18 protein-coding genes are annotated in these 16,617 nt (G+C 70.1%); 1 reads left to right on the top strand and 17 read right to left on the bottom strand.

Annotated elements, in window-relative coordinates:
- Window positions 1–72: 72 nt before the first annotated feature.
- From ACWD1U_RS15515 to proS, 13 genes are all read right to left on the bottom strand, one after another.
- The gene (locus tag ACWD1U_RS15515) at window positions 73–381 is read right to left on the bottom strand and encodes a DUF2469 domain-containing protein (protein ID WP_003993268.1); all 309 of its coding nucleotides are present in this window, start codon (window positions 379–381) and stop codon (window positions 73–75) included.
- Window positions 382–437: 56 nt separating this feature from the next.
- On the bottom strand, window positions 438–962 hold the full coding sequence (locus ACWD1U_RS15510; RefSeq protein ID WP_451107773.1) for an NUDIX hydrolase: 525 nt from the start codon (window positions 960–962) through the stop codon (window positions 438–440).
- A complete protein-coding gene (gene lepB, locus ACWD1U_RS15505; RefSeq protein ID WP_451107771.1) occupies window positions 952–1,719 on the bottom strand; it encodes a signal peptidase I in 768 nt (255 codons plus the stop codon). Before lepB (ACWD1U_RS15505) ends, ACWD1U_RS15510 begins: the two co-directional genes overlap by 11 nt.
- 51 nt (window positions 1,720–1,770) lie before the next feature.
- Window positions 1,771–2,733 (bottom strand): signal peptidase I, encoded by a 963-nt coding sequence (gene lepB, locus ACWD1U_RS15500; protein ID WP_451107769.1) that lies wholly within the window; start codon window positions 2,731–2,733, stop codon window positions 1,771–1,773.
- Window positions 2,621–3,712, bottom strand: a complete 1,092-nt coding sequence (gene lepB / locus ACWD1U_RS15495; protein ID WP_451107767.1) for a signal peptidase I — start codon at window positions 3,710–3,712, stop codon at window positions 2,621–2,623. The genes lepB (ACWD1U_RS15500) and lepB (ACWD1U_RS15495) overlap by 113 nt, the downstream gene beginning before the upstream one ends.
- Window positions 3,705–4,433 (bottom strand): signal peptidase I, encoded by a 729-nt coding sequence (gene lepB / locus ACWD1U_RS15490; RefSeq protein ID WP_451107765.1) that lies wholly within the window; start codon window positions 4,431–4,433, stop codon window positions 3,705–3,707. Before lepB (ACWD1U_RS15490) ends, lepB (ACWD1U_RS15495) begins: the two co-directional genes overlap by 8 nt.
- Window positions 4,434–4,478: 45 nt before the next feature.
- Window positions 4,479–4,829: a 50S ribosomal protein L19 gene (gene rplS / locus ACWD1U_RS15485; protein ID WP_030852073.1), complete on the bottom strand. Its 351-nt coding sequence runs from the start codon at window positions 4,827–4,829 to the stop codon at window positions 4,479–4,481.
- Window positions 4,830–4,964: 135 nt separating this feature from the next.
- Window positions 4,965–5,798, bottom strand: coding sequence for a tRNA (guanosine(37)-N1)-methyltransferase TrmD (gene trmD, locus ACWD1U_RS15480; RefSeq protein ID WP_451107764.1), 834 nt, complete (start codon window positions 5,796–5,798; stop codon window positions 4,965–4,967).
- Window positions 5,798–6,358: a ribosome maturation factor RimM gene (gene rimM, locus ACWD1U_RS15475; RefSeq protein ID WP_451107762.1), complete on the bottom strand. Its 561-nt coding sequence runs from the start codon at window positions 6,356–6,358 to the stop codon at window positions 5,798–5,800. The genes trmD and rimM overlap by 1 nt, the downstream gene beginning before the upstream one ends.
- Before the next feature lie 81 nt (window positions 6,359–6,439).
- Window positions 6,440–6,679: an RNA-binding protein gene (locus ACWD1U_RS15470; protein ID WP_031100565.1), complete on the bottom strand. Its 240-nt coding sequence runs from the start codon at window positions 6,677–6,679 to the stop codon at window positions 6,440–6,442.
- Window positions 6,680–6,681: 2 nt separating this feature from the next.
- Window positions 6,682–7,101: a 30S ribosomal protein S16 gene (gene rpsP / locus ACWD1U_RS15465; protein WP_010044494.1), complete on the bottom strand. Its 420-nt coding sequence runs from the start codon at window positions 7,099–7,101 to the stop codon at window positions 6,682–6,684.
- Window positions 7,102–7,391: 290 nt separating this feature from the next.
- Window positions 7,392–7,994: a hypothetical protein gene (locus ACWD1U_RS15460; RefSeq protein WP_451107760.1), complete on the bottom strand. Its 603-nt coding sequence runs from the start codon at window positions 7,992–7,994 to the stop codon at window positions 7,392–7,394.
- A gap of 270 nt (window positions 7,995–8,264) precedes the next feature.
- Entirely contained in the window at window positions 8,265–9,680 is a 1,416-nt protein-coding gene (gene proS / locus ACWD1U_RS15455) for a proline--tRNA ligase (RefSeq protein WP_451107758.1), read from the bottom strand.
- Between the two features lie 199 nt (window positions 9,681–9,879).
- On the opposite strand from proS, the gene ACWD1U_RS15450 reads away from it, so the two are divergent.
- Window positions 9,880–10,734, top strand: a complete 855-nt coding sequence (locus ACWD1U_RS15450; RefSeq protein ID WP_451107756.1) for a methyltransferase — start codon at window positions 9,880–9,882, stop codon at window positions 10,732–10,734.
- 82 nt (window positions 10,735–10,816) lie between these two features.
- Here the strand turns inward: ACWD1U_RS15450 and ffh are convergent, their stop codons facing one another.
- The 4 genes from ffh to ACWD1U_RS15430 all read right to left on the bottom strand — a co-directional run bounded on the left by ffh (window position 10,817) and on the right by ACWD1U_RS15430 (window position 16,599).
- Window positions 10,817–12,367, bottom strand: a complete 1,551-nt coding sequence (ffh, locus tag ACWD1U_RS15445) for a signal recognition particle protein (protein WP_451107755.1) — start codon at window positions 12,365–12,367, stop codon at window positions 10,817–10,819.
- A gap of 83 nt (window positions 12,368–12,450) precedes the next feature.
- A complete protein-coding gene (locus ACWD1U_RS15440) occupies window positions 12,451–14,898 on the bottom strand; it encodes a [protein-PII] uridylyltransferase (protein WP_451107753.1) in 2,448 nt (815 codons plus the stop codon).
- 28 nt (window positions 14,899–14,926) lie between these two features.
- Window positions 14,927–15,265, bottom strand: a complete 339-nt coding sequence (locus tag ACWD1U_RS15435; protein ID WP_102907163.1) for a P-II family nitrogen regulator — start codon at window positions 15,263–15,265, stop codon at window positions 14,927–14,929.
- Complete coding sequence (locus ACWD1U_RS15430; protein ID WP_451107751.1) at window positions 15,262–16,599, bottom strand: ammonium transporter; 1,338 nt, start codon at window positions 16,597–16,599, stop codon at window positions 15,262–15,264. The genes ACWD1U_RS15435 and ACWD1U_RS15430 overlap by 4 nt, the downstream gene beginning before the upstream one ends.
- Window positions 16,600–16,617: the final 18 nt, after the last annotated feature.

Below are 16,617 nucleotides of genomic sequence, written 5' to 3'. Positions count from 1 at the left end.
GCGCCAACGATCACGCAGCCGTCCCCGGGGAGTGGATCTTGGTGGACAGCTCAGCCTTTGTGGATAACCTCGTCACCCGCTCGGCAGTTCGAGGTCGCTCTTGTTGAGCTCCTCGATGTTCACGTCCTTGAACGTCAGGACTCGGACCTGCTTCACGAAGCGCGCCGGCCGATACATGTCCCACACCCAGGCGTCCGCCATGGAGACCTCGAAGAACACCTCGCCCTGGACCGAGTGCACCTGCATCTCATAGTCGTTGGTCAGGTAGAAGCGCCGCTCCGTCTCGATCACGTATTTGAACAGACCGACGACATCGCGGTACTCCCGGTAGAGCTTCAGCTCCATCTCGGTCTCGTACTTCTCGAGGTCCTCGGCGCTCATGGCATGTTCCCCTTCAGCCGTGCGATCCCCCCATTGTGCGCCAGTCCCGTGGGCCCCTAGACGATTTCCGGGTCAAGGATCACAGGCCTGGGCGGGGGACCTTCGTCGAGCAGCGTGCGCAGCAGCCCGGCGAGTCTGGTCGGATACACCGTCTCATGTGCCCGGCTCAGTTCCGGACACGTCCACCAGCGCGCTCCGGCGACGCTGCGCCGTTCCAGCTCGGTCAGCCCTGCGGCCTGGATCTCCGTCCGCGTCGTACGGGCCAGGTAGTACCACTCGTCCTGGTCCCAGCGGCGCCCCGCGAACGGGAAGGAGCACCTCCGCCGCCACAGCACCGGGCCGAGATCGACCTCGGTGATGCCCGTCTCCTCGGCGAGTTCCCGCAGGGCGGCCTGTTCACGGGTCTCGTCGCCCTCCACACCGCCGCCGGGGGTGAACCACCAGTCGTCGGCCGGATCGTCCGGTTCGTGCCCGTGCAGCAGCAGGATGCGCTCCTGCGGGTCGAGCAGCACGATCCGGGCGACCTTGCGCAGCCCGCCCTCGTGGGTGTCCTGACCGGCGCTCACGGCCTCAGTGGGCACCCGCGGGCTCCGCGGTCGCCCGCTGGGCCCGGCGCTTGGCGATCGGGCCGTGGGCGCCTCCGCCCAGGACGAGCACGGCGCCGGCGATCACCAGGACGGTGATCGTGCGCAGCGGCCCGGGCGAGGAGAGGGCGCCGAGCGGCGCGAAGCCGGTGGGGCGCTCCAGCATGCCCTTCATGGGCCAGACGACGGCGTCCACGCGTGCGTCCACGGCGGAGCGGGCCACCGTGCCGCTCGCGGCGTCGGTCAGGTGGGCGGTGGAGTCCACCGAGTTGCCGCGTTCGTCGCCGAGCAGGAAGAGACGGCCCTCGGGGACGGTCACGGTCGGGAAGTTGCTCATCTCCGCCGGTGTGCCCTTGGGCAGGTACGTTTCGTCGATCTTCTTGCCGTTGACCTTGAGCTTGCCGTCCTGGCAGCAGGAGACCGTGTCGCCGCCGACGGCGACCACGCGCTTGACCATGGGCGCGTTGGCCCAGGTCGCGTCCTGGAAGACGACGACGTCGCCGCGGCGCACCTCGTCGCCGTCGACGCGCTGCGCCAGGATGCGGTCGCCCGCGTCGATCGTCGGTGTCATGGAGCTGGTGGGCACGGTGTACGGCCGGTAGACCACCGCTCCCCAGGCGAAACCGCCGAGGAACAGCACAAGGCCCAGTGCGACGGCCAGTCCGGACAATCGCTGTCCGGTCCGGCTGCCCACCGGGCCCGTCCCCGTGCCGCCGCTGCGCGGGGCCGTGTGCGTCATGCTCTCGCCACCCATGGGTCCGCACCCTACCCGGGGGTACCGGCCGGGGTCAGCCCATGGTCGGGATCACTGCTTCCGGCGCCGCCACAGCACCACCGGCACCACGCTGACGAGCGCCAGGCCCTGCGGCGCCACCGGCAGGTCCGCGGCGGCCGGCTGCGCGTTCAGCCCGGGCTGGTCGAAAGTGTCCGGCACCGGCAGGGTGTCCCAGCGGTTGATCGGCCAGGCGATGACGATGGCGCGGCCGACGACGTCCTTCACCGGGACCATGCCGTGGTGCTTGTCCGCCTGGTTGTAGCGGGAGTCCCGCGAGTTCTGCCGGTGGTCGCCCATGACCCAGATGTAGCCCTTGGGGACCTTGACCTTGAACTGGCCGCCCTGCTCGTCGTTGCTGCACGGCGTGTTTCCGGCGTAGACGTACGACCGCTCGTCCAGCGCCTTGCCGTTGACCGTCAGCGGGCCGGTGCCGTTGCACTCGATCGTGTCACCGCCGACGCCGATGACGCGCTTGATCAGGTCCTTCTCCTCCGCGGACGGCATGAGGCCGATCCAGCTGAGGAACGTCTGCAGGGCGTTGGGGTCCGCCGTCGGCTCGCCCGCCAGCCAGTTGTCCGGGTCGTGGAAGACGACGACCTCGCCGCGCTCGGGCTCGGAGCCGAACCAGGGGGTGAGTTTGTCGACCAGGACGCGGTCACCCTGCTGGAGGGTGTTCTGCATCGAGTCGGAGGGGATGGAGAACGCCTGCACCAGGAAGGTCTTGATCAGCAGCGCCAGCACCAGCGCGATACCGATTAGGATGGGCAGCTCCTTCCAGAAGGAGCGCGGCTTCTTCGGTGTCCGGGCCGGACCGTCCGGTCCTTGGTCCTGGGTTGTCGTGTGCTCGCCTGTCACCCTGTCGTCCTCGGCTGCCCCGGAGTCATTCCCGGAGGTCACGGCGCTGTCCGCGGCCGGGACGGCGGATTCCGCGGGGCTCCCGCGGTGCTCCTCGCCGTCGTGTCCGGACCGTGCGCCAACCGCCACATCCCCCACGCCAACTCCTTACTCTGTGCCGCCGCCTGCCCCATACGCGGTGCAGGCCCACCACTCCCATAACGAGCGGGAGTTCCGCAGGGGTCGGGAGCTGACTCGTTCCGTTCGAATCGTAGGGGGCAACCCTATGCGACAGGTCGGGAGCAGCGGTCGACCCGGTGGCCGAGTCGGACACGGAGGCGTAGGTGTTCGGTTCCTCGAGGGTGGTCCAGTGCCCGAAGGGCCAGGCGATGACCATGGCGCGGCCCACGACCTCGTCCTCGGAGACCGTGCCGCCGTAGCCGGTGTTCTGGTGGGCGCGGGAGTCCGCGGAGTTGTTGCGGTGGTCGCCCATCACCCACAACCGCCCCGGGGGGACGGTGATGTCGAACGGTGTGTCGGAAGGGGCGACACCTGGGTACAGGTAGTCCTCGTTCAGGGGGACGCCGTTGACGGTCACGCGCCCTTGTGCGTCGCAGCACTTGACGCGGTCGCCACCGACACCGACGACCCTTTTGATGAGGTCCTTCTCGTTGTCGGACGGCAGCAGGCCGATGAAGGTGAGCCCTTCCTTGACCTGTTTGATGACGACGGGATCGTCCTTCTTGGGGGTGGTCTGCTCGTCCCGGAGCCAGCCGCCGGGGTCCTTGAACACCACGACGTCCCCGCGCTGCGGCTTGGAGCCGAACCACGGGGTGAGTTTGTCGACCAGGACGCGGTCGCCGATCTGGATCGTCTGCTCCATGGAGCCCGACGGGATGACGAAGGCCTGGACGAGGAACGTCTTCAGCACGAGAGCTATCAGGACGGCGACGCCGACGAGGAGGGGAATCTCCTTGACGGCACCGCGCCTGCGGCGCCGTTTGACCTTGCGCTGGAGCCTGCGCCGTTCGGCACGCGTACGGCCGCCGGAGGGCCCGGCGGCGCGCCGGGCGCCGGTGGGCAGCAGATTGTCCGCGGGGCTGGCGGGGGCGCCGCGCGGTTTGCCGCGGTTACCCATGGGCGCCCGCCCTTCCGGCGGCGGAGGCGGGCACGCGCGCGTAGGCGCCGGGGCGGTCGAGCCGGGTGGCGTGACCGAAGGGCCAGACGATCCAGTCGGCGCGGCCGATCACGTCGCCGACCGGGATCATGCCGCCGCCGGGCGAGCCGAGGTGGTCGCGGGAGTCGCTGGAGTCGCCGCGGTGGTCGCCGAGGAGGAACAGGGTGCCGTCGGGCACGACGACGTCGAAGGGCACCGCGGACGGGCTGTCGCCGGGGTACAGGAAGCCCGACTCGTCGACCGGCCGGCCGTTCACCTGGATTCTCCCCTCCTGGTCGCAGCAGACCACGTGGTCTCCCCCCACGCCGACAACGCGCTTGATGTAGTCCGCGTGCCCGAAGTACCCGGTCCCGTCGAACACGACGATGTCTCCCCGCTGCGGCTCGGCACCGAAACGGTACGCCAACTTATTTACGAGAACCCGGTCCCCGATCCTCAATCCCTGTTCCATGGATCCGCTGGGGATCTGATACGGCCGCAGCACGAACATGCTGACCAGCAGCGGGAACAGCAGGCAGAGCAGCAGGGCGAGGGTGATCCGGCCGCCCGGGACCCAGGCGCTGACCCGCGCCACCAACGCGAAACGCGACCGTTCCTCCGGCCCTGCGGAGTCCGAGGTCGTCTCGGAATCGGAAGGGCGGGAGGAACGGTCGCGTTCCGCGTGCTGTGCTTCGGTGTCCATCGGAGCCAGATGCTATCCGGCCCCGATGTGAACCCCGGAGAGCGCTCAGTTCTCGCGCTTCTCCTTGATCTTCGCGGCCTTGCCGCGCAGCTCGCGCAGGTAGTACAGCTTGGCGCGGCGGACGTCACCCTTGGTGACGAGCTCGATCTTCTCCACGATCGGGGTGTGCACCGGGAAGGTGCGCTCGACGCCGACGGAGAAGGAGACCTTGCGGACCGTGAAGGTCTCACGGACGCCGGAGCCCTGGCGGCGGATCACGACGCCCTTGAACTGCTGCACACGGGAGCGGTTGCCCTCGATGACGCGGACGTGCACGTTGACCGTGTCGCCCGGGCGGAAGGCGGGGACGTCGCTGCGCAGCGACGCGGAGTCGACGGTGTCGAGCAGGTGAGACATTTCGTCTGCTTTCTTCGCTGATGCCACAGGTCATCAACGGAAACTAGGTGTTTCGGATCAGGGCTGTGCGGGTCGGGACGGGCGTCGTCTCCCCCTGTGGCAGGGGCGCGCGCCGGACGGACGCACAACAGCTGGCTATTGTTCCACGCCGTCGGTCCTGCGCCAAAATCGGCCGTAAGGCTCCCCCGCCGGGTCGGGAGCCCAGCCCAGGATGGAGAGCATCTCGCGGTCCTTCTTGTCGAAGGCCTTGGGGTCGCACCGCTCGATGAGGTCGGGCCGGTGGGCGGTGGTGCGCTTCAGGGCCTCGTCCCGGCGCCAGCGGGCGATCTTCCCGTGGTGGCCACTGAGCAGCACGTCGGGGATGTCCCGGCCGCGCCACTCGGGCGGCTTGGTGTAGACGGGCCCCTCCAGCAGGCTCGCCATGGCGCCGGGCGCGAAGGAGTCGTCCCGGTGGGACTCGGCGTTGCCCAGCACGCCCGGCAGCAGCCGCGCCACGGCCTCGGTGACGACGAGGACGGCCGCCTCACCGCCGGCCAGGACGTAGTCGCCGATGGACACCTCGTAAACCGGCATCCGCGTCGCGTACTCGTCGACGACGCGGCGGTCGATGCCCTCGTAGCGCGCCGGCGTGAAGATCAGCCAGGGGCGCTCGGAGAGGTGGACGGCGAGTTCCTGAGTGAAGGGGCGGCCGCTGGGGGTGGGCACGATGAGGGCGGGTCGGCGGGAGCCGCTCTCGTAGCCGTCGGCCAGGACGGAGTCCAGGGCGTCGCCCCAGGGCTCGGTCTTCATGACCATGCCGGGGCCGCCGCCGTACGGGGTGTCGTCGACGGTGTTGTGCCGGTCGTACGTCCAGGACCGCAGGTCGTGCACGTGGACGTTGAGCTGCCCACGCGCGCGTGCCTTGCCGACGAGGGAGACGTTCAGCGGTTCCAGGTACTCGGGGAAGATCGTGACGACGTCGAGGCGCATTACGACTCTTCCCGGCTGGAGACGTCTTCCCGGCTCGAGGCGATCTCGGCGCGGTCGTCGATCAGGCCCGGCGGCGGGGTGATGACGGCCTTCTGCTCCTCCAGGTCGATCGCGCTGACGATCTCCTCGACGAAGGGGATCATCACCTCGCTGCCGTCGGGACGCTCCACGATGAACAGGTCCTGGGTGGGCAGGTGCGAGATCTCCGTGATCCGCCCGACCTCCGTGCCGTCGGCGGTGACCACGTCGAGGTCGATGAGCTGGTGGTCGTAGTACTCGTCCTCGCCCTCGGGCAGTTCCTCCGGGTCGATCTCGGCGATCAGGAGGGTGTTGCGCAGGGCCTCGGCGCCGGTGCGGTCTCTGACGCCCTCGAAGCGCAGCAGGAGGCGGCCGCTGTGGACGCGGCCCGTCTCGATGGTGAGCGGTCCCGCGGATGCGGGATCGGTGGTGAGTACGGCGCCGGGGGCGAGCCTCAGCTCCGGCTCGTCGGTCCGTACCTCGACGGTGACCTCACCCTTGATGCCATGGGCACGGCCGATCCGTGCGACTACCAGCTGCACGTGTCCATTCTCCTGTCATACGACTGCGGGCCGGGGACGGCCCTCAGGCCCTCCCCGGCCCGAGCCGGTTCGCGTTAAGCGTCAGCGGACGTGGTCCACGTCGACGAGGTCGACACGGATGCCGCGACCGCCGATGGCGCCCACTACGGTGCGCAGGGCGCGTGCGGTGCGGCCGTTGCGGCCGATCACCTTGCCGAGGTCGTCCGGGTGGACCCGGACCTCGAGCACGCGGCCGCGACGCAGGTCGCGCGAGGCGACCTGCACATCGTCAGGGTTGTCGACGATGCCCTTCACGAGGTGCTCGAGAGCCTCCTCGAGCATGCTCAGGCCTCGGTCGAAGCGGACTCAGCGGCGGCCTCGTCCTTCTTCTCAGCCTTCTTCTTCTGGGTGATCGCCTCACCCTTGCCCTCGTCGTCACCGCCGATGGCCTCGAACGACGGGCGCGCGGCCTTCTCGGGCTGCGTCAGCAGCGGAGCCGGGGCGGGCTCGCCCTTGAACTTCTGCCAGTCGCCGGTCTTCTTGAGGATGGCCATCACGGGCTCGGTCGGCTGGGCGCCGACACCGAGCCAGTACGCCACACGCTCGGCGTCGACCTCGATCACCGACGGGTTGTACGTCGGGTGGTACTTGCCGATCTCCTCGATCGCACGGCCGTCACGACGGGTGCGGGAGTCGGCGACGACGATGCGGTAGTGAGGCGAACGGATCTTGCCCAGACGCTTCAGCTTGATCTTGACTGCCACGGGAGTGGGTTCTCCTGGATTTGACGTGGTTGGGCACGGCGAGAAAAGCCGCGTGGGGTTGCGGTACCCGAGTGCCCGATGGACGCGTCAGCCGGAGGAGAGAGGGGTCCTGTGCGGCTGTCGAGTACAGCTAGCCATTGTGCCATACCCGGCGGGTCGCTCCGGGCCCGGGTGTGAGCCGCTGTGCGGGCATGCCGCATCGGCACCCGGCGTGAAGGTGAGGTACGTCGGGTGCCGACCCGCCCCGGCGTCCGTCCCGACCGGCAGCCACGAGATGCCGGTACCGGACGTCAGCCGGCCACCGCTCCCACGACCTCCGGGATCCGGAACGGCTTGCCGCAGCCGCCGCAGACGATCGGGGCCTGGGCGAGGACCGAGGGGACGACGCGGACGTTACGGCCGCAGTCGCAGACCGCCTTGACGCGTACCCCGCCGCCGGAGGAGCCGTGGCGGGCGGCCGGGCCCCGGAAGGTGCGGGAGGTGTCGGAGGAGGTCGCGGCGGTGTGGGCCTTCAGGGCGCGCTGGAGGCGCTCCATGGTCGGGCGGTAGCGGCGCTTCGCCTCGGGCGTGAGCGTGACCAGTGAGAAGCCGCTGCTGGGATGCGGTTCCTCGGGGTGGTCCAGGCCCAGCTCCTCGGCGATCGCGAGGAATCTGCGGTTGTGGTAGCGGCCGGCACGGGAGGTGTCGCGGACGCCGCGGGCGGCGGCGATGCCATGGACTGCTTCATGGAGCAGTCGCTCGAAGGAGAGCTCGTGACCGCACGCGGACGACGACTCCCCGATCAGGGACTCTGGCGCGGCAAGGTCGGGCAGCTCGGGGTGGTACCGCTGAATGTCGGCCCACGCCTGTGCCAGCTCTGCGGCGAGAACAGGTGGTGTCTGTGTCGTGCTCACGTAATGACAACGAGCCGGGGTGCCCCAGTGTTCCGATTCCGGGCCATCCCAAATATTTTGCACGTACCCGTCAGTTGCCTCTCATGCGTCCCGACGAGGGCGGGTGCGCTGATCTGTGGAGAAGCCTCACAGCTCACCACAAGGTGGTGCGTAGTCCCGCGTACGCCCCGGCGCGTAGAACGTCTTGGCGCGCCGGGGCAGTAGAGGTTCACGCAAACGCAAGAGGCGTTTCGGCCGCCTTGCGCCCCCTAGGTAAGCGCGTGCCGCGCGTCAGTAAGCGCGTGCCACGACCGCGACGTTACCGGGTGCGTCACCGTCGTCCGGCACCGACCCGTCCTCGGCGACCAGACACCGTACGGTCACCGCGTGATCGGCCAGCTCGGCCTCGCCCTCCTCGCCGAGCGCGCCCCACGGGATGCGGGCCCAGCCGCCGGCGGTGACGGCCTCGACGGCCTCCTTCGGCGTCGAAACCTCCGTGGTACGGGACTTCCGGCGCTGGCGGGACTGCTCGAGCAGCAGCGCCTGGTCCTCCTCGAGGACCTTGGGCAGCAGCTCGACCAGGGCGTCCAGGGAGACCGACTCCTTGCCTCCCGGGATGCGGCGGGCCAGCATCGCGGTGCCGTTCTCCAGGTCGCGCGGTCCGACCTCGATGCGCACGGGGACGCCCTTGAGCTCCCAGTCGACGGCGCGGCGGCCGAAGGGGGTGTCGGTGCGGTCGTCGACGTGGACGCGGACACCGGCCGCCTTCAGCCGGTCACCGAGCTCGCGGACCTTGGCCAGAACCGCCTCGTCGCCCTTGATCGCGAGCACCACGGCCTGGATCTGCGCCAGCCGCGGCGGCACGCGCAGGCCGTTGTCGTCGCCGTGCATCATCACCAGGGCGCCGATCATGCGGGTGGTGGAGCCCCAGGAGGTCTGCCAGACCAGTTCCTGCTTGCCGTCCTTGGACAAGTACTGCGTGTTGAAGGCCTTCGCGAAGTTCTGGCCCAGTTCATGGCTGGTGGCCATCTGGAGGGCCTTGCCGTCGCCCATCATGCCTTCGAGCGTGAGGGTGTTGACGGCGCCCGCGAAGCGCTCCTTCACGGTCTTGCGGCCGGGGACGACGTCCATCGCGAGGACGTTCAGCATGAAGTCCTCGTAGACCTGCCGGTGGATGTGCGCGGCGAAATCCCGCGCCTCCTCGTACGTGGCGTGCGCGGTGTGGCCCTCCTGCCACAAGAACTCGGACGTCCGCAGGAACAGGCGGGGCCGCAGTTCCCAGCGCACGACATTCGCCCACTGGTTGATGAGCAGCGGCAGGTCGCGGTAGCTCTGCACCCACTTCGAGAAGTACTCGTTGATGATCATCTCGGAGGTGGGACGGACCACGGCCGGCTCTTCGAGCTCCTTGCCGCCGCCGTGGGTGACCACGGCCAGCTCGGGCGCGAAGCCCTCGACGTGGTCCGCTTCCTTGGTCAGGTACGACTGGGGGATCAGCAGGGGGAAGTACGCGTTCTGGGTGCCCGTCTCCTTGATGCGGGCGTCCATCTCCGCCTGCATCCGCTCCCACAGCCCGTACCCGTACGGTCGGATGACCATGGTGCCGCGCACCGGACCGTTGTCTGCGAGCTCCGCCTTGGTGATCAAATCCTGGTACCAGCGCGGGAAATCGACCGCCTGGGGGGTGAGAACGGGTGCCTTGGCCATGGCGAGATGGTACGGGTCCGGATTGCCGGGATGTGAAATCTCGCCATAGGCACATGACAACTCACAAGCCCTGCCGCATTCCACTGGACGACAGGTCGAGGGGGGAGTTTCCTGGCATACGGGGGTAGTGCGAGCGCACTGTCACGGGGGCCATGGAATCGGGCAAGAGGCAACTCTCGGCGGATTGGGGCGCTTACTTATGACACCTACGCTCGTGCGGCAGCACCTGCCACACGCGGGGTCCGCACCCCGCGTGGACTTGCGTGCACGCGCGCGTGACTGGTCCGAGATCCAGGAGCGGATGCTGGTACCGCTCTATGAGGCCGTCTACGAGCGACTGGACGTGGGTCCCGCCACGCGGCTGCTCGGCCTGGGCTGCGGTTCCGGGCTCGCCCTGCTGATGGCCGCCGCCCGGGGAGCGGCGGTCACCGGTGTCGACGCATCCCCCGAAAGAATGGCTCTGGCACGGGAGCGACTACGGCCAGAGGCACCCGGCACGCGCACGCGTCCGGACACCCGGCTGGTCGACGGCTCGCCCCGGGACACCGAGAAGCCGGGCGCCGCGGGGTACACCCTGGTGACGGCCTTCGAGCCGATCGGGTGCCTCGCGGGCGACTCGGAGGGGCTGGGCGGGCTGCTCGCGGAGGCGACACCGCTCGCCGAGCGCGGTGCGGCCGTGGTGCTGGCCGGCTGGGGTCCGCCGGAGCGGTGCGCCACGACCTCCGTGATGCGGGTGGCCACGAAGCTGGCCGAGCCGCTGCGCAACTCGGGCAGCTGGCGCCCCGCCCTCCGCGACGATCTCGAGGAGGTCGCCCAGCGAGCCGGGCTCAGGCCGGACGGCTCCGGGCGAGTGGCGTGCCCCTTCGGCTACGCGGACGTGGACAGCGCGGTACGCGGCCTCAAGTCGACGGGCCTGTTCGACGCGGCGACGAAGGCGACGGACCAGGTACAGGTGGACAAGGAGCTGACGGAGGCGCTCCATCCCCACCAGCGCCAGGACGGCACGGTGTGGATGCCGAACGTGTTCCGCTACCTGATCGCCCGGACTCCGTGACGGCCGACGCCTGACGGTACGAAGCGACAGAGGGCAGCCCTTCGGTGAGGGGTGCCCTCTGTGCCGTACTGAACGGGCCGTGTCAGCCCATGAACTTCTTGAACTCGTCGGGGAGCTCGAAGTCCTTGGCGCCCTGCTGGGGCAGGCCGAACGCGTTGCCGCCCTCGGCGGCGGCCGCGCGGCGGGCGGCGGCCTCCTGCTCCTGCTGCTTGCGCTTCATCGGGTTGCCGGAGCGCTGCTTGCCCTTGGCCTGCTTCTGCTTCTTCTTCGCCCGGCCGGGGCCGCCGCCCATGCCCGGCATCCCGGGCATCCCCGGCATGCCGCCGCCCTGGGCCATGCGGGACATCATCTTGCGGGCCTCGAAGAACCGCTCGACCAGGTTCTTCACCGCGCTGACCTCGACTCCGGAACCCCGCGCGATACGGGCGCGGCGTGAGCCGTTGATGATCGTCGGGTCGTGGCGCTCGCCCGGGGTCATCGACTTGATGATGGCCGCCGTGCGGTCGACGTCCCGCTCGTCCAGGTTCTGGATCTGGTCCTTCATCTGGCCCATGCCCGGGAGCATGCCGAGCAGCTTGGAGATGGAGCCCATCTTGCGGACCTGCTCCATCTGGGCCAGGAAGTCGTCCAGGGTGAAGTCCTGGCCCTTCTTGGACGCCAGCTTGGAGGCCATCTTCTCGGCCTCTTCCTGGCTGAACGTCTTCTCCGCCTGCTCGATCAGGGTGAGCAGGTCACCCATGTCGAGGATGCGGGAGGCCATCCGGTCAGGATGGAAGGCGTCGAAGTCGTCGAGCTTCTCGCCGTTCGACGCGAACATGATCGGCTTGCCGGTGATCTGCCGGATCGACAGGGCGGCACCACCGCGGGCGTCACCGTCGAGCTTGGAGAGCACCACGCCGTCGAAGCCGACGCCGTCGCGGAAGGCCTCGGCGGTGTTGACGGCGTCCTGACCGATCATCGCGTCGACGACGAACAGGATCTCGTCGGGGCTGACCGCGTCCCGGATGTCCGCGGCCTGCTGCATCATCTCCTGGTCGATGCCCAGGCGGCCGGCGGTGTCCACGATGACGATGTCGTGGACCTTGGACTTGGCGTGCTCGATGGAGTCCTTGGCGACCTTGACCGGGTCGCCGACACCGTTGCCCGGCTCGGGCGCGTAGACGGCGACACCGGCGCGCTCGGCGACGACGCTGAGCTGGTTCACGGCGTTCGGGCGCTGGAGGTCACAGGCGACCAGCAGCGGCGAGTGGCCCTGCTCCTTCAGCCACCGGCCGAGCTTGCCCGCGAGGGTGGTCTTACCGGCACCCTGGAGACCGGCCAGCATGATCACGGTGGGCGGCTGCTTGGCGAAACGAAGACGCCGGGTCTCGCCGCCGAGGATGGTGACCAGCTCGTCGTTGACGATCTTGAGGACCTGCTGGGCCGGGTTCAGCGCCTTGGAGACCTCGGCACCGAGGGCACGCTCCTTGACGTTCTTGATGAACGTACGGACGACCGGCAGCGCCACGTCCGCCTCGAGGAGCGCGATCCGGATCTCGCGCGCCGTGGCGTCGATGTCCGCCTCGGAGAGCCGTCCCTTGCCGCGCAGGTTCTTGAAGGTCGCTGAGAGGCGATCGGAAAGAGTATCGAACACGGCGCTCGCGGTCCTCGGGGTCGGAGACAGACTGGGGAATCGCCCTCCAGGGTATCCCGGCGTGACAAGTCGCCGGGTCGGCCTCACCCACGCAGTGTCTCCTCCAGCTTCCGCGCCACCGCCGCGGCCTCGTCGCCGGGCAACGGCGCGCCCTCCGGGCCGGTCACGTAGAAGGCGTCGACGGCGTTGGCGCCGAGCGTGGAGACGTGTGCGCTGCGCACCCGTACGCTCGCGTCCTCCAAGGCGCGGCCGATGCGGAACAGCAGGCCCGGGGCGTCCTGGGAGCGGACCTCGATGACCGTGGCGAGCCGGGAGGCGGCCGGGTGGACCGACACGCGGGGCGGCGGGGGCACCACGCCCCGGCGGCGCGGATAGGCGGCGTCCCGTTCGGCGAGGCGACCGGCGATGTCCAGGGAGCCGTCCAGGGCCCGGACGAGGTCCGCGCGCAGGCGGGTGGCCTGCGGCAGGGAGCCGTACTCGGCGGCGACCCGCCAGTCCAGCAGCAGGACGGAGCCGTCGACGCCGTCCGGGAGGTGCAGGGACCGCAGTTCCGCGGTTCGTACGGTCAGCCGGTGCATGGCGAGGACACCGGCCACCGCGGGCAGCACCCCGGCCTGGTCGGGGACGGCGATGAGCAGTTCCACACCGAGCGGCTCGGGGTCGCCGGACGGCTCCTGTCCGGCGGGCGGCTCGGTCTGGGCCCGCAGGGAGAGGACGGGGCTGCCGGTCGCGGCGGCCTCCAGGGCGAGGCGCTCCTGCTCGGCGGTCGGCGCGGCCTCCTCGGGCTCGGCCGGGTCGTCCCCGGCGAGCACCGCCGAGACCCGTTCGACCAGGTCGGTGACGAGCGATCCGCGCCAGGACGACCAGGCGGCCGGGCCGGTCGCCAGGGCGTCGGCCTCGGTGAGCGCGTGGAGCAGCTCCAGAGTGCCCTGGGCGCCGACGGCCTCGGCGACCGAGCGCACGGTGGCCGGGTCCTCCAGGTCGCGCCGGGTGGCCGTCTCGACGAGCAGCAGGTGGTGGCGTACGAGGGTGGCGATGACGGTCACGTCGTGGTGGTCGAAGCCGATACGGGCGGCCACGTCCCGGGCGATGATCTCGCCGGCCACCGAGTGGTCGCCGGGCCAGCCCTTGCCGATGTCGTGCAGCAGCGCGGCGACCAGCAGCAGGTCGGGCCGGCTGACCCGGCGGGTGAACTCGGACGCGCGTACCGCGGTCTCGATGAGGTGCCGGTCGACCGTCCACAGGTGCACGGCGTTGCGCTGCGGCCGGCAGCGGACCCGCTCCCAGTCGGGCAGCAGCATCGTGATCAGCCCTTCGGCCTCCAGCGCCTCCCAGACCTCGATGGTCGGGCGGCCGGAGCCCAGCAGGGTGACGAGCTGTTCGCGTGCCTCGGCGGGCCAGGGCGTGGGCACCGGGCGCACGGTGGCCGCCAGGCGCCGCACGGCGTGCAGGGAGAGCGGGAGCCCGGCCTGCGCGGCGGCGGCCGCGGCGCGCAACGGCAGGACGGGATCGCGCTCGGGGCGCGCCGCACGCGCGAGCACCACCTCGCCGTCCTGCTCCACCACGCCCTCCGCCAGCGGCGAACGCTCGGCAGTCGGCTTCCCGCCGCCCAGCATGGCGCGCAGCCGGGGCCGCACGGAGCGCGACCGCAGCACGCGTCCCACTTCACGCCAGGTGACGTCACTGGCGTACGAGACGACCCGCGCCGCCTCGTACACCTGCCTCAGCAGCGTGTCCGCGTCGAGCAGGCCGAGTTCGGCGGCGACCTGGTCCTGTTCCTGGAGGGCGAGCCGGTCGGTGGCCCGCCCGGTGGCCAGGTGCAGGGCGTCCCGTACGTCTAGGAGCCGGCGCCGGGCGTCGGCGAGGCCCTCGCGCGGGGCGTCGGCGAGCCAGGAGGCGGCGACGGCCCGCAGGGCGGTGGCGTCCCGCAGCCCGCCGCGGGCCTCCTTCAGGTCGGGCTCCAGCAGGTACTGCAACTCGCCCTGGCGCTCGGCGCGCTCGGCGCACAGCTCCTGGAGTTCGGGGAGGCGCCTGGGCGCCTGGTTGCGCCAGTCGGCCAGCACGGCCGTACGCAGCCCCGCCGTCAGGCCCAGGTCACCGGCGATGTGCCGGGCGTCCAGCAGCCCGAGCTGCACCTTGAGGTCCTCACCGGCGGTCTTGCGGGCCTCGGCCGGCGTGCGGACGGAGTGGTCGAGGGCCAGGCCCAGGTCCCAGACGGGGTACCAGAGCCGGTCGGCGAGGGCGGCCACGGCCTTGGGATCACTGCCGTCGTGCAGCAGGAGCAGGTCGAGGTCGCTGCGGGGCGACAGCTCGCCGCGGCCGTAGCCGCCGACGGCGATCAGGGAGGCGCCCCGCAGTCCTTGCGCGCCCGCGGTGAACAGGCCGGTGAGCCAGTCGTCCGTCAGTTCGGCCAGGGCCGCACGGCGCGGCGGCCCGGACCGCGCCTCCTCGGTGAGGAGACGCAGCCGGGCCGCCGCGTAGCCGCTGGGTCCCGAGTCTTCTGCTTCCTTCTGCACGTCCGTACCCGTCACCCAGCGACTCCTGTTCTGTTTTCCTGCCTCAGAGCGCGTCCGGACCGCGCTCGCCGGTCCGGACCCGTACGGCCGTATCGACCGGGATGGACCAGACCTTGCCGTCACCGATCTTGCCGGTGCGGGCCGCCTTGACGACGACCTCGATCAGCTGCTCGGCGTCGTCGTCCTCGACCAGGACCTCGATACGGATCTTGGGGACCAGGTCGACGGTGTACTCGGCACCGCGGTAGACCTCGGTGTGGCCCCGCTGACGACCGTAGCCACTGGCCTCGGTGACCGTCAGGCCGTGCACTCCGAAGGCCTGCAGGGCCTCCTTGATCTCGTCGAGCCGGTGCGGCTTCACGACGGCGGTGATGAGCTTCATGCGTCCACCTTCTTGCTCGCTGCGGCGACCGGGGCCGTGACGGCCGTCTTGGCGGCACCGCCGCCGGCGCCGCTGAAGTCGTATGCGGTCTCGGCGTGCTCGGCCTGGTCGATGCCGGCGACCTCATCGTCCTCGGGGACCCTCATGCCCATGGTCTTGTCGAGGATGAAGGCGAGGATCGCGGAGACGATCAGCGAGTAGGCGAGCACCGCGAAGACACCGGCGCACTGCTTCCAGAACTGGGTCAGGCCGCCGCCGTAGAAGAGGCCCTCGACCTCGGACTGGCCCTTGCCGCTGGCGAAGAAGCCGATCAGCAGGGAGCCGACGACACCGCCGACCAGGTGGACACCGACGACGTCGAGCGAGTCGTCGTAGCCGAACTTGTACTTCAGGCCGACGGCCATGGCACACAGCACACCGGCGATGGCGCCGACCGCGATGGCGCCGAGCGGGGTGACCGCGCCGCCCGCCGGGGTGATGGCGACCAGGCCCGCGACCGCGCCGGAGGCGGCACCCAGCGTGGTGAAGGCGCCGTGGCGGATCTTCTCGTAGATGAGCCAGGCCAGCATGGCCGCTGCGGTGGCGACCTGCGTGTTGACGAACATCAGCGCGCCCACGCCGTCGTCGTTGCCGAGCCAGGAGCCGGCGTTGAATCCGAACCAGCCGAACCACAGCAAACCGGAGCCGAGCATGACCAGCGGCAGGCTGTGCGGGCGCATCGGGTCCTTCTTGAAGCCGACGCGCTTGCCGATGACGAGGATCACGCCGAGGGCGGCGGCACCGGCGTTGATGTGGACCGCCGTACCGCCGGCGAAGTCGATCACGCCCAGCTCGAAGGCCCAGCCACCGGCGCCCCACACCCAGTGCGCGACGGGGAAGTACACGACCGTGGCCCACAGCGTGATGAACAGCGCCCACGCGCTGAACTTCACACGGTCCGCGAGGGCACCGCTGATCAGGGCGGGCGTGATGATCGCGAACATCAGCTGGAAGACCATGAAGACGAACACCGGGATGGTGTAGCCGGGCCAGAGCTCCGTCAGGCCGATCTTGCTGAGGCCGAGCCAGTCCGAGTTCCAGCCGATGAGGCTGCCGGAGTCGGTGCCGAACGCCATGGAGAAGCCGTACAGCACCCACAGGATGGTGACGATCCCCAGGCTGATGAAGCTCATCATCAGCATGTTCAGGGTGCTCTTGACGCGGACCATGCCTCCGTAGAAGAAGGCCAGGCCCGGGGTCATGAGCATCACCAGGGCGGAACAGATGAGCATGAACCCTGTGTTGGCGGCAGACAGCTTGGGTGCTTCTGCGGCAAGGGTGATGGCTGGTGCCATCGGCGTCTCCTCGTCGTT

Source organism: Streptomyces sp. NPDC002788 (genome assembly GCF_053592115.1).
Note: the sequence above shows the minus strand (reverse complement) of the source record. Positions and strands in the feature narration are given on the sequence as shown.

Excerpts from the sequence above, each read along its gene's own strand:
- lepB (WP_451107767.1), bottom strand. The coding sequence starts at position 3,712 with ATGGGTAACCGCGGCAAACCGCGCGGCGCCCCCGCCAGCCCCGCGGAC.
- trmD (WP_451107764.1), bottom strand. The coding sequence starts at position 5,798 with ATGCGCCTCGACGTCGTCACGATCTTCCCCGAGTACCTGGAACCGCTG.
- lepB (WP_451107765.1), bottom strand. The coding sequence starts at position 4,433 with ATGGACACCGAAGCACAGCACGCGGAACGCGACCGTTCCTCCCGCCCT.
- ACWD1U_RS15515 (WP_003993268.1), bottom strand. The coding sequence starts at position 381 with ATGAGCGCCGAGGACCTCGAGAAGTACGAGACCGAGATGGAGCTGAAG.
- proS (WP_451107758.1), bottom strand. The coding sequence starts at position 9,680 with ATGGCCAAGGCACCCGTTCTCACCCCCCAGGCGGTCGATTTCCCGCGC.
- ACWD1U_RS15435 (WP_102907163.1), bottom strand. The coding sequence starts at position 15,265 with ATGAAGCTCATCACCGCCGTCGTGAAGCCGCACCGGCTCGACGAGATC.
- rplS (WP_030852073.1), bottom strand. The coding sequence starts at position 4,829 with ATGTCTCACCTGCTCGACACCGTCGACTCCGCGTCGCTGCGCAGCGAC.
- lepB (WP_451107771.1), bottom strand. The coding sequence starts at position 1,719 with ATGGGTGGCGAGAGCATGACGCACACGGCCCCGCGCAGCGGCGGCACG.
- ACWD1U_RS15430 (WP_451107751.1), bottom strand. The coding sequence starts at position 16,599 with ATGGCACCAGCCATCACCCTTGCCGCAGAAGCACCCAAGCTGTCTGCC.
- ACWD1U_RS15450 (WP_451107756.1), top strand. The coding sequence starts at position 9,880 with ATGACACCTACGCTCGTGCGGCAGCACCTGCCACACGCGGGGTCCGCA.
- ACWD1U_RS15470 (WP_031100565.1), bottom strand. The coding sequence starts at position 6,679 with ATGCTCGAGGAGGCTCTCGAGCACCTCGTGAAGGGCATCGTCGACAAC.